Source organism: Bradyrhizobium sp. USDA 4504 (genome assembly GCF_054063995.1).
This window is the reverse complement of the sequence record NZ_JBSSGV010000001.1, coordinates 4245801-4258496: the sequence shown is the minus strand read 5'-3', so window position 1 is coordinate 4258496 and position 12696 is coordinate 4245801. Positions and strand designations below refer to the sequence as shown.

The window sequence follows — 12696 nt, the reverse complement described above, 5'->3', positions numbered from 1 at the left end:
CAAGATATCGCTCGCGGGAGCCGAGAGGGGAATGCTATGTTGGGGAGGATTGTAGACCACTCAATCTCCGCTCGTCTCAATCTCCAATACCGCGGCGGCTCGCCTCGGTCGTCGTTTGGAATACTGGTTATTGATGCACGATGCCGCCCGGAAATCAGAAGATCGTCATACTGCTCGCTGCGTTTAACGGCGCAGCGCACATTGAAGAGCAACTGGCGTCCTTTGCTGCCCAGTCGCACCAAGACTGGGAGCTCATTGTCTCCGATGATGGTTCAACTGATCGGACCGTGGATATCGTGCGAGAGTTTGCCCATTCGGTGTCGCAGCGAATAGATCTCGTCAAAGGACCCCAAAAAGGGTTTTGGCAAAATTTTGTTTCGTTAGCTAAACGAGCGGAGCTCTCCGGCGCGGAGTTATTCGCATTTAGCGACCAGGACGACATCTGGTTTCCCGACAAGCTCGAGAGGGCGGCCAAATGGTTTGCCACGGGCTCCTCCGATATACCGCGCCTTTATTTTACCAGAACCGAGCTTATTGACGAAGACGGCCGCCCCGCCGGGCTCTCGCCGCTGTTTCAGCGAGCGCCAAGTTTTCAAAATGCGCTGGTGCAAAACATGGGCGGCGGAAATACGATGGTCATGAACAAGGCGGCCAAACGTCTGCTTGCCCAGGCACCGGACGATGCTGCTTTGATCTCCCATGATTGGTGGGCGTACCAGGTTGTGACCGGTTCGGGGGGGATTGCGTTCTACGACCCTGTTCCAAGCCTTATGTATCGACAGCACAGAAATAACCTGATTGGGGCAAACCGAGGTTTTTGGCAACGGTATCTCCGAGCGACGGCGTTCGCGAACCGACGCATGAAACATTGGAATGAGGTAAACATCGGTACCCTGAACAAGATGCGGGACTTACTCTCGGCACCTGCCTTGTCGATCTTGGATGATTTCGCGGCAGCGCGCCGGAGCATGCTGCTGTACCGCGTCTTTCTCTTGTGGCGATCGGGGGTATATCGTCAGAACGTCCACGAAACGGTTGGACTTTATCTGGGAGCTATATTGGGGTTGATTTAGTAGGCTGTTTGAAGAACCCTCGACAGACGCTCAATCTCTCAATCCAGCCTGAATTGTCGTCGAACGCCGCGCGCGAGCCCCGACGGTGAGCCTACGCGGACGACGTGATTAACTGCGCCAGAAGTTTCCAAAAAATGCAGTGGATGACCAAGGCCGCGGATCTTAGGTCAGGTAGTGACCGGTTGCTGCATAATAGTTGACGTACGCGGTCAAAAATTGATCGTCGGTGGCGTATACTCCGATCAAGTCAGGGTGGGCTTGCTCGTATGCAGCGACGTTGAAGGTTGTCGTTCTGTGCTCTCCGGCGCCATAATTGATATAGTGTCGCGCTCCTAGGTCGTTATTGGCACCGAAGGCCAGCATCAAATCCGGATAATCAGCGATGTAGGCAAGGCCATCAAAGGTGGTTGTGCGGTGCTCCAACCAGCCATGGTCGATAAAGTGTGTGGCCCCCGCCTGCTCGTTGGCGCCAAAGGCGCCGGTCAAATCAGGGTAGGAAGCAATGTAGTCGAGTCCATCGAAAGTCGTGCCGCGATGCTCATTGAAGCCATGTTCAATGAAATGGAAAGCTCCGGCGTCGCCACTCGCTCCAAAAGCCGAGATGAGGTCGCTGTAACTGGCGATATAGTCAAGGCCGTTGAACGAGGTCGAGCGCTGTTCGCCGTGGCCGTACTGAATGAAGTGGCTCGCACCGGCGTCCTCAACCGCGGTCATCGTGCCTGCGCTGCTGAACGCGATAATCAGGTCAGGGTAGGAGGCGAGATAATCGAGACCATCGAAGCTTGCCACCCGCCTCTCGATCGGCTCTTGCTGATTGTACCAATTCTGCATCGCACTCTGATCGAGTCCGAACGCTGCAATCAGATCCGGAAAGCTCGCTTCAAAGTTCAGCAGATCAATAAAATGGTTATAACCAGAGGCCGTGGCGGCGTGATTCAGATCGTTCGCGTGGATCGTTGGCTGCTGGACGAGCTGCGGCGGGACCGCATGGAAGCCCAGGCTCTCCATCTGCAAAATGTCGATCCGCGAAAGTGATTGCACGGTACTTGGATCATAGAATTCGTTGAACGGATCGTCAGGCGTGTGCCCGCTGGCATTTAAAAAATCGCTGGGATCTGAGGTTTGTCCGTAATCCGCGAGATCAGTCTGACCGCCGTCGAGCGAAAAGTAGGAGGGAGAACTCGGGATGCCTCCGTCGAACAGACGGGTGCCGACGCCACTAAAGCGGAACAGCTCCAATATATCAGGCTGAGGGTCGTAGGTGACGCGAGACATGGCATGGGTGAGCTCGTGCAGCGCAACGCCAGTCAAGAGGCTTGTTGGTATATCGGTGGCGAACCCGGCGGCGCCGTCCAAGGTGGAGTCGTGTGGCGGCAGCAGCCCCAGAAGACGCTCTTCGGCCGACCAAACGATGACCTCATTCTGCCCCTGAATGGCTGTCCCGGCGGGTAAAGCAGCAATACCGGATTGGACCTCCGCGGATGCATTTTGCGTCAGCCAATTGAAGACTTGTGAGTAGCTTGCATAGATGCCAGCTGATGGCTCTGCCGAAGCGCTTCCTGATGGTTCCGGGCTGCCTTGGATCTCGCCATATCCAATCGAAATATTGAGCGTGATATTGTCGACAAAGGTCGCATCGAGAATGTTGGCCGCGGCATGAATCGCATCCTTGAAGCTTTGGGGAGCCGCGCTTGCATAGCGGTCAAACATCAGGTTGATCTGCATGCCTCGTCCTCCCGACACGTCCGCAGACTGGGGCGAACCGACTTAAGGAACCCTCCAGAACCCAACTCGGTGCGCATGCTGCTTACGCTTGCAGTTCGCCCGGCTGGTCGCAAGCTGCAAGTGATATCCGCCCTAGTTTTTTCCGCCATTACAAAAGATCCATGTCTACACATCCAAGTCTACAGTGCGCGAAGTCCTTTTGTGAGTAACGACAGCTGGACCGACCAATAGGCCATCATTGATGCAGCTGACTTCGTGAAACCGTGCCGACAGAGATTCGGACGGGACGGACAAAGTCTTAATCGAAGTGGGCGCTGCCGGACGCGATCGACGACTTCGAGCTTGAGCACCGACGCCGGTTCATTTCAAGCGCTTGTCGCTTGCTGCTGAGCGCTCGGTATGGAGTCGTGTTCGAGTTCCGGGCGCCCGTTCTGCCGCGGGCGAACGTTGCGCCCGCCCCGACTGCGCCGGCAGAGCAGCGCGAGCTCGTTGATCCGTCCTCACCCGACTATCGTATCGCAGCCAACGGGACGGTGGCCGGAAGCACGCGGCCGCGGCCGAAGGTCGCAGTGTAAGGTTGCCAATTGACGGGACAGGGCTGTCCAAACACTTTTAGCTATTTCAATTGCCAGTTTTCCGTAGTTGCAAATCATACTGTCTGAGAGGTCATCATGCCGACATACGTCGCTAGATATCTCGTTACCTACAACGACACGCCTCCATACGAGGCACACCCAGATTCATATGTAAATATAGCAGGATACAGCATTAAGTCGGTCGGTTGGAGCACAGCTCAGGACGGCATTCATAAGTTTGAGCTCCAAGGTTTGGTTGATATTGCAACTATACCCTCCTCGGAGATTTACGCGCACAACAGCTGGGATCCTGTTGGAACTACTTTCTACGGCTGGGCAACTAAATTCAGCATTTCGGATCCATCACAGATTCCCAGCCAATATTATAACCCGTCTTTTGGCACGACCGGCCCAGGAGGCATGTTCTCCTACACGGATGCCCAGCACAACGAGATGATGTTTGGGCCGGTGAACTACGACTTCTCGACCGATATTGCCGGCTCAGTCAGCTTGGGGTCGCTGACGGTGAGCACGAAAGATACCATGTACACGCTGGTGGAGAATGCTGCCGCGGCTGCAGGCTTTTCAGGCTTGAGTACTGCCATCAAGAACGTCGTAGCGGCCAAGAATGCGCTCGAAAAGGTTATGACCGATGGCATGCAGCTCTTGAGCGACGGCATCAAGGGCGTTGGAAATCCCTACTTCTCGCATCGAGGCTTTGACGCGCGGGTCGAGCAGTTCATGCAAGGCGCCGACGATACGTTTCAGCAAGCGTTGATAGACCAAACGCTTTTTCCTGGGAATCCAACCCTTGAACACTATGCCGACAACATACTGAACGGCATTCGTCTGGTTGGAGTCGCGGGGCAGCAAGGCACGATCCCGCTCTCAGCGGCCGTTGAACTCGTTTTGAGAGTAGAGGCTGGACCAGCCGCGCTGGAGGCTACGTTCACGGGATCAGCCACAGCAGATGTCATCATCCAGCCGGGGGGCGCTGCCACAACTATCAACGGGGGCGATGGCGACGATTTCATCGTTGCCGGTTCTGGCAATAACTGGCTGATAGGTGGCATAGGCAACGATTATCTCTTTGGCGGGCGGGGCAACGACATCCTCGTAGCCGGACCAAGCTCCACAGTTATCTTGGACGGGGGAACGGCCCTTCCGGGGGACTATTACAACGGAGGTCCTGGTACTGACGCCGCGGTCTTTTCAGCACCTCTGGCCGCCTATCATCCGACTTTGGCAGGCTTCGGAAATTCGTATATTTGGGGATCAGACGGAGGCACGTACACCAAGTCGGTTGAGCTGCTTCAGTTTGCTGACGGCGTGGTTAGCACCGTCAGCAACAGCCCGTTGGTCGATAACCTGTTCTATGATTCCAAAAACCTTGATGTGTTCCACGCGGCGGTGGACCCGACGGCGCACTATGCCAGCTCTGGCTGGCGCGAGGGACGAGATCCCAACCCGGACTTCACAACAAAGGGGTATCTCGGAGCTAATCATGACGTGAGCGCCGCTGGCATCAATCCGCTGGCACATTACGATAATTTTGGGTGGAAAGAAGGTCGCGATCCTGGCAAGAATTTCGATACGACTCTGTATCTGCAGCATAACCCGGATGTCAAAGCCGCGGGGATTGACCCGCTCATGCACTACTTGCAGTATGGGCAACAAGAGGGCAGGCAGGCTTACGCAGCGATAGGAAGCAGCATCACTCACGGCAGCTTCGACGCCGAGTACTATCTGCTTAGCAATCCTGACGTCGGCGCTTCCGGAATGGACCCCTATACCCATTATCAGAAATTCGGGTGGCACGAGGGCCGCAATCCCAACGCTTACTTCGACGTCAAGGGCTACCTCAAAGCTTATGTCGACGTCGCGGCGGCTGGATTCGACCCTCTTGCCCACTACGACAACTTTGGCTGGAAGGAAATGCGCGATCCTTCAAGCTGGTTCGACACGCAGCACTATCTGCAGGACTATAGCGACGTAGCCGCGGCGCAGATCGACCCGTTAACTCACTATCTCAAGAAAGGCGCGTATGAGGGCCGCTTTGTTTATGACGATCACACAATTGGGCATTCGACGCCTGCGACGTCCTATTTTGACTTCCACTTATGAATTATCAGAAGCGTCGGAATTGCCTATCGACTTCTGGGTCCGCGCTCGTTTCTATCCCAAAGGGTCGTTGACGCTCTCCTGATCCTTGTCCACTTTCTTGTAGCGGATCGTTCGTGGTCGACCCATCAAAAGGAGCACCCGTATGAGCCGTATGACGGATATTATCCGAGGGGCTATAAATAGTGTCGGAATATTCTTACGCTAACGACCAATCAGTGCCTTCGGCTTATCCCGGCGTCCCGAGTTACATCGACGCACTTCTGTACCAAAACACCAGCAATCTTTGGAATTTGGGCAACGGGCAGGGCGTCACCCTAACTTACAATTTTCCCAACTGGTACAATCAAGGAGTAGACCTCCCGAGCTACAGCTTCAACGCTCAGGAAATGGAATATGTACGTCACGCCTTAGCGCAGTGGAGCAACGTTGCGAATATCAATTTCGTGGAAGTGAGCGCGGGCGGCACTGCGAACATAGAGATCAGAAAAGCGCAACTTCCTTCAGGGCTTGGCGGCGAAACATATCCACCGCGCTCAGTGATGAACGGAGTTGACGTAGGCGGCAGCGTCTATCTGGACGTCAACACCAATGGCAATTTGCCCCCTTCAGCCCCCGGCACCGCAGGTTTCGAGACGATTCTGCATGAGCTGGGGCATGCTCTCGGGCTTAAGCATCCAGGGAATTACGATGCAGGTACGGGAGGTAGCTCGGGACCATATTTGCCGTCCAGCCAGGACAATACATACTACACCATTATGTCGTACAACAACTCTTGGGGTGGGTTGATTTATCCCTCTACGCCGATGCTGTACGACATTGCCGCCATTCAATACGTGTACGGCGCGAAAGCAAGCCACACCGGAGACGACACATACACAATCACCAGCGGGACGGTGATTGCTCCCGCTAACTACGCGCCAATGACCATCTGGGATACCGGCGGCGCAGATACCATCAATGCCTCCTCGGCATCTGCGTCCTGCGGAATCGATCTCAATCCAGGCTCGTTTAGTTCGATTCCCGTGGGAACACTGAGTTTAGGCGCAAGCAATATTGCAATTGCCTTCAATTGCTGGATCGAAAACGCTTCAGGCAGCAGCTATGCCGACGCCATCATCGGCAATGCTCTCGATAACGTCATCCGAGGAAATGCCGGCAACGACACAATCGATGGCGGTGGAGGATATGACACCGCGATTTTTTCCGGGCTTCGGTCAAGTTACTCCATCACACCTCTGAACGGCACTAGCTTGAAAGTGGCGGGACCCGATGGCACTGACACGCTCTCAAATGTCGAAAAACTGGTCTTCAACGACACGGCAGTTTTCTGGTATCCTGACGGCAATCCCGACTTCGATCAGGCGTTTTATTTCAATCATTATCTCGACGTTCGTCAGGCCGACATCGATCCGCTCCTTCACTTTAACCAATATGGTTGGCGCGAGGGTCGCGATCCGAACGCGTTCTTTTCAACGAATCAGTATTTGGCCGCAAATCCGGACGTGAAAGCAGGGGGAAACAACCCGCTCGATCACTATCACCAGTTCGGTTGGAAAGAAGGCCGCGATCCTTCCGCGAATTTTGATACGACCCTATATCTGCAACAAAATCCTGATGTCAAAGCAGCTGGGATTGATCCGCTGCAGCATTATCTGCAATTCGGCAAAGCAGAAGGTCGGCCTGCCTGCGTGGCAATCGGAACGGCCGTTAATGGCTTCGATACCGAATATTATCTGATGCACAATCCGGACGTTGCCGCCGCGGGTCTCAATTCGCTTCTGCACTACAATTTGTATGGCTGGAAGGAAGGGCGAAATCCAAACGCCTATTTTGACGATGCTGGATATCTCGCGCACTATGCAGATGTGAAAAACGCGGGAATCAACCCTCTACAGCATTACGAGCAATATGGTTGGAAGGAAGGTCGAGACCCTTCCGCGGCCTTCGACACGCTGCATTATCTGCAGAGCTACGGCGACGTGGCTGCTGCGCATATAGACCCTCTCGACCACTTCCTCAACCACGGCATCTATGAAGGCCGGTCGCCCTTCACCGATGGCTCGTGGCATTTGGCTTAGAAGGAGCTGCATATCAGAGTGGCCTTCCCCTGACCTAAAGCTAGCCTTAAGGTCAAATCCTCTGGCCGCCTCGCAACCAATACGGCCTTCGACGGAGCGACACCGAGCGAGAGCCCGCTCAGGATCAGGTTTCACGGCCGAGAGCCGATGTGAGGCGATTGTCGCTAATCACAATGATGAGCGCGGCTGATACTGTGGTCAGCGAAGTAGCGAAGTAGTCGCGGAAGTATTATTATCGAGCTCTAGCAGAGCCTTCCTCGGCCCATCCGCCGCTAGGATTTTGCGCACGACTCCCTAGATAGAGTGTGGAGCTAATAACCGGCTCACTGGCTCAGCGCAGTCAAACCTTTGAAGCGATAATGTTGACATTCAGGAATGCCTGCTGTCCAGCGAGTTGAGGGACGGCTTCCGCAATCCTGAGGCCGGGAAGTCATACCAAGATGATTGATCCGCAAATCCGCTTTCTGCTGAAAAAAGCGTTTCCATCGTCTCGCAGCTGAACCGCCAATAATCGAACGGATAGGCGTGCAGTGGGTAGGTATGGTGCGTTTGAACGAATACGAGTCCTCCCCGACGAAGGAGTTTTCCCATTTCAGCAGCAGCGAGCCAAGGCTTGCGAATGTGTTCAAACACGGAGCAGGCGATGATGGCATCAATGCTCGACTGGGCAAAGAATTCCGAGAGGCGTTCGGCGTCGTCATCAGCAACGATATCGACGTCCTGGCCAGCTTCAAAATCACTAGCGACGCATCTGACTGTATCTGCAACCCAGCTGCGCCGTTGTGTCGAAGGTCGAGTTCCAACCCTCTTGGTTCCTAGCTCTAAAACCGTGCCCATTTCCATTCGCCGAAGCCAGTCGCGAAACTGGTGCAGCCTAGTGTCAACCGTACTGAGCCCGGCCGCAGTCATGCGCTTGAGCGGGGAACGCTGATGCTGACGTCCAATTCTAGGGCAGAAGGCAGAAGTCCGTCGAGTCGATGAGCTGGATGAGCGACGATGCGGGCAAGGACAGGCGCCACCCTCGCAACTCGAGTGCCGCGAGCGATTACGCTGCTCGGCCAGAGCATCACGGCACCAGGCGAACAACCGCGGCGGCTGAATGCCGATCCCGCAGACGATCACCAAGACGCTCGCTCCCTGCCCAGTGCCTTTCACAACTTGCGCGTTGAGTTCGTCCGTTCGTCCGACCTGCGCCGACGAAGCTGACGCGGCCCCCCTCGAGGCGATCAGCGACCGCTTCGATCATATGGAAGGTTCAAGTTCCAGAATTAGCCGCAGGCATAGAAGCTCGCATTGGCTCACAAACTCACAAACTCAGCAGCCGATAGCCGATCGCCCACCCACTGCCCCAGACGGGGTCCTGCTTACCTCGAATCCTTGGTCGAGCAGGTGCCGATCTAGGCCAAGATCTTGTTAACACGAACGAAATTGGTTTGCTACTGTGCTGAAATGCTCCATGGTGGCCTCGCGACAGAAAATCCTTACACTCTCAACGCCATAGGTTTGACATTGACCAACTGTTCTAGTTCAGGTTAGGGGGGCGGTCGCGTAAGGTTAGCCGTGCGGCGCTAAGGCAAATTATTAAAGGGGCCTTGCACATGAATTTTGAACCCTTACAGGTTCCTGACGTAATCTTGATCACGCCTGGAAGACATGCGGACGCACGCGGCTTTTTCTCAGAAACCTACCGCGCGGATGCCTTTGGGAACCGTGGGTTGGAAGCATATCGATTTGTTCAGGATAATCATGTCTATTCGACGGAGAGTGGAGTGCTCCGCGGCTTGCATTTCCAATTGCCCCCGCGCGCCCAGGGTAAGCTCGTAAGATGCACGCGTGGCGCCATCTTCGATGTCGCCGTCGATATTAGATCGGGTTCGCCCACCTACGGACGTCACGTCGGCGTTGAGCTTTCAGCGGCCAACTGGAAGCAGCTTTGGATTCCGCCGGGCTTTGCGCACGGTTACGTCACCGTTGAAAAGCACTGTGAGGTTATCTACAAAGTCACCGACTACTATTCTCCAGAGTTTGATCGTGGCATTGCGTGGGATGATCCTGCGTTGGCTATCGACTGGCCGCTTTCCAAAACTGACATCATTCTTTCGGAGAAGGACGGGAAGCAACCGCGGCTGTCGGAAATCTCCCCCGCTTTCCACTTTGCGATTTAAGGACGATTAGATGCGTGTACTAGTGACTGGCGGTGCTGGATTCATCGGATCAGCTGTTTGCCGCCACTTCATCCTAGATCTCGGATATGAGGTCGTTGTCGTCGACAAACTGACTTACGCTGGAAACTTGGCTTCGCTTGAACCGGTTGCTTCCCATGAGTGCTATCATTTCGAGCGACATGATATCTGCGATGCAGACACGATCAACGCTATATTCGCGAAATATCGTCCCGATGCTGTTGTTCACTTGGCGGCCGAAAGTCACGTTGACCGCTCGATTTCTGGATCCGACGTGTTTGTAAAGACGAACGTGATCGGGAGCTTTATGCTTCTTGAGGCGACGCGACGGTATCTGTCGTCGCATGACAACGCCGCGTTTCGTTTCGTCCACGTCTCGACCGATGAGGTCTACGGCTCGCTGGGTAGTGAGGGACTCTTCACGGAAGAGACGCCTTACGACCCAAGCTCGCCGTACTCCGCGACGAAGGCCGCGTCGGACCATCTCGCGAAAGCTTGGCACCGCACCTATGATTTGCCCGTCATTGTATCGAATTGTTCAAATAATTATGGGCCATACCATTTTCCAGAGAAACTTATTCCGCTTATGATTCTGAATGCGCTGGATCGCAAACCTCTTCCCGTCTACGGAAACGGTCTTAATGTGCGCGATTGGCTTTATGTTGAAGATCATGCGCGGGCACTGGGGCTCATTCTGACCCATGGAAGGCCGGGCGAAACCTACAACATCGGCGGTCGCAATGAGCGCCAGAATGTCGAGGTTGTTCGTCGGGTGTGCTCTTGGATGGACCGCTTGCGACCGATTGATGGTTCACACCACGATCTCATCCAATTTGTGAAGGATCGTCCAGGCCACGACCAGCGCTATGCAATCGACGCGTCCAAACTGGAAAGCGAGTTAGGTTGGCGGGCGCAGGAGACCTTTGAGACTGGAATCGAGAAGACCATTCGCTGGTATTTAGCCAACGCAGATTGGTGGCAACCTTTGAGAGAGAAGATCTATGGCGGTGAACGGCTGGGACTTGCGCCAACATGATTGTAACACGGTTTTCATCTGACAAGAGCTGAAAGCCAGGTCATGTAGGCCGTAAGACAGGGAGCGCCCTCTGACCCATCCGGCGGGCAGCATTCGACGTTTGAAACTAGTTTGGCTAGAGCTTATTTGTGAAACGAATGCGGCGAGCAGCCGCTTGTTGTGAGGCGCGATTGCTTTGGCAGGCACATCAAGTTGTCACGTTGCCATACTGTTAGGGGCTAAGAACGGAGAGCATTTTCTAGTTGATCAGCTGCAGTCGTTTGTGAATCAGACGCATCGGAATTGGTCCCTTATAGTCTCTGACGACGGTTCGACTGACAGAACAGTTGATTTGGTTCGGGAGTTCGCGGGCCGGGTCTCTTGGTCCGTGATGGTTCGATGCGGACCACGGGCTGGATTTTGTAGGAATTTTTTATCATTGGTGCAGGACGATAGGATAGCCGGCGACTATTTCGCGTTCAGTGACCAAGATGATATTTGGTATGCCGATAAGCTTGAGCGAGCACTTACGCTGCTTCAATCCATCCCGCAGGATCGTCCCGCACTTTATTGCTCACGTACTGAACTAGTCACCGTTGGTGCGCGACATCTCGGCTACTCGCCGCGCTTCGCGAAGCGTCCTAGCTTTCAAAACGCGCTCGTGCAAAGCATCGGCGGTGGCAATACGATGGTTTTTAACAACCAAGCGCGGCGGCTTCTTAGGAAAGTCGGCGAATCAGACGCGTTTCTTCACGACTGGCTTGCTTACCAAGTAATCTCGGCTGTTGGAGGTGTGGTGATTTATGATTGTGAACCCTCATTGAAGTATCGGCAGCATCATGACAATTTGGTCGGATCAAACTTGGGATTTCGAGCGCGTGTCGAGAGGGTTAGAAGTCTGTTTCAGGGCAAGTGGGAACACTGGAACGAGCTTAATCTAACCGCACTACGACGCTTAAGGGCTGATATTACTGATCACAATCAAAAGACCATCGACGCTTTCATCGAAATGCGCCGCGCTGCATGGCTGCCTCAGCGTCTTTGGTATTTCGTCCGATCAGGAGTGTACCGCCAGACCCTTATTGGGAATCTTGGGCTATTGGTTGCGGTGATCGCAAGGAAAATATAGCGCCGCGTAATCCAGTAGAGGCTCGGCCTCGATGCGTGGCATGTGTCGGAGATTGAAGTTGTTCCGCGACGGACGTGCGCAAAACGGTAAGCGGCAAGGAGACCCCGTCTGGCGGAGGGGGTGAACGATCGGCTATCGGCTGCTAAGTTTGTGAGCCGATGTGAGCTTCTATGTCTGCGCCTAGTTCTGGAACTAGAACCTTCCATATGATCGAAGCGGTCGCCGACCGTCTTGAGGGAGCGCCGCGGCAGCTTCGCCGACGCTGGTCGGACGAGTTTAAGGCCCAAGTCGTGATGGAGGCGCTGGAGCCTGGCGCGAGCGTCTCGGCGATCGCTCGCCGGATCGGCATTCACCCGTCGCAGCTGTTCGCCTGGCGCCGTGACGCTCGGGCCGAGCGGCGGCGTTATCGCTCACGGCACCCGAGTTGCGAGGGTGTGGTGGCGCCTGTGGCAGGCGCGGTGATCGAGATTGCCATTGGCGAGGTGATCGTGCGCGCCGGCGTGGACGTCGACGAGGCGCAGTTGCAGCGGGTGATCCGGGCGGTCCGTTCGGCATGATTCCCTCCGGCGTGAAGGCGTTCCTGGCGAGCCATCCAGTCGACTTCCGCAAGGGTATCGATGGCCTTGTTGCGCTGGTGCGCGATGCCGGCTCAGATCCGTTCGACGGTGCGCTTTATGTGTTCCGCGCCAAAAGAGCCGACCGAATAAAGATCGTATGGTGGGATGGCTTCGGCGTGTGCTTCTATTTAAACTAAATGCATCGCTGTCAAGGTCGCGAAGGTAGCCTATAGCGCA

10 protein-coding genes are annotated in these 12696 nt (G+C 54.9%); 8 read left to right on the top strand and 2 right to left on the bottom strand.

The window, feature by feature from the left end; genetic code table 11:
- The first annotated feature begins 140 nt into the window (after positions 1–140).
- Positions 141–1073, top strand: a complete 933-nt coding sequence (locus tag ACVMB1_RS19970) for a glycosyltransferase family 2 protein (RefSeq protein WP_456849066.1) — start codon at positions 141–143, stop codon at positions 1071–1073.
- A 162-nt stretch (positions 1074–1235) separates the two neighbouring features.
- Here ACVMB1_RS19970 and ACVMB1_RS19965 read toward each other — a convergent pair whose 3' ends face one another.
- On the bottom strand, positions 1236–2798 hold the full coding sequence (locus tag ACVMB1_RS19965) for an NF038122 family metalloprotease (protein ID WP_456849064.1): 1563 nt from the start codon (positions 2796–2798) through the stop codon (positions 1236–1238).
- 671 nt (positions 2799–3469) lie between these two features.
- Between ACVMB1_RS19965 and ACVMB1_RS19960 the strand changes: the two genes are divergently transcribed.
- Entirely contained in the window at positions 3470–5497 is a 2028-nt protein-coding gene (locus ACVMB1_RS19960; protein ID WP_456849062.1) for a hypothetical protein, read from the top strand.
- A 182-nt stretch (positions 5498–5679) separates the two neighbouring features.
- Entirely contained in the window at positions 5680–7575 is a 1896-nt protein-coding gene (locus ACVMB1_RS19955) for a M10 family metallopeptidase (RefSeq protein WP_456849060.1), read from the top strand.
- 369 nt (positions 7576–7944) lie between these two features.
- Here the strand turns inward: ACVMB1_RS19955 and ACVMB1_RS19950 are convergent, their stop codons facing one another.
- Complete coding sequence (locus ACVMB1_RS19950) at positions 7945–8418, bottom strand: methyltransferase domain-containing protein (RefSeq protein ID WP_456849058.1); 474 nt, start codon at positions 8416–8418, stop codon at positions 7945–7947.
- A 755-nt stretch (positions 8419–9173) separates the two neighbouring features.
- Here ACVMB1_RS19950 and rfbC point away from each other — a divergent pair.
- From rfbC to tnpB, 5 genes are all read left to right on the top strand, one after another.
- Entirely contained in the window at positions 9174–9740 is a 567-nt protein-coding gene (rfbC, locus tag ACVMB1_RS19945; protein WP_456849056.1) for a dTDP-4-dehydrorhamnose 3,5-epimerase, read from the top strand.
- 10 nt (positions 9741–9750) lie between these two features.
- Positions 9751–10794, top strand: a complete 1044-nt coding sequence (rfbB, locus tag ACVMB1_RS19940) for a dTDP-glucose 4,6-dehydratase (protein ID WP_456849054.1) — start codon at positions 9751–9753, stop codon at positions 10792–10794.
- 175 nt (positions 10795–10969) lie between these two features.
- On the top strand, positions 10970–11902 hold the full coding sequence (locus tag ACVMB1_RS19935; protein ID WP_456849052.1) for a glycosyltransferase family 2 protein: 933 nt from the start codon (positions 10970–10972) through the stop codon (positions 11900–11902).
- 206 nt (positions 11903–12108) lie between these two features.
- A complete protein-coding gene (locus ACVMB1_RS19930) occupies positions 12109–12459 on the top strand; it encodes a transposase (RefSeq protein ID WP_229163435.1) in 351 nt (116 codons plus the stop codon).
- Positions 12456–12656, top strand: a complete 201-nt coding sequence (gene tnpB, locus ACVMB1_RS19925) for an IS66 family insertion sequence element accessory protein TnpB (protein ID WP_456849050.1) — start codon at positions 12456–12458, stop codon at positions 12654–12656. Before ACVMB1_RS19930 ends, tnpB begins: the two co-directional genes overlap by 4 nt.
- The last annotated feature ends 40 nt before the right edge of the window (positions 12657–12696 follow it).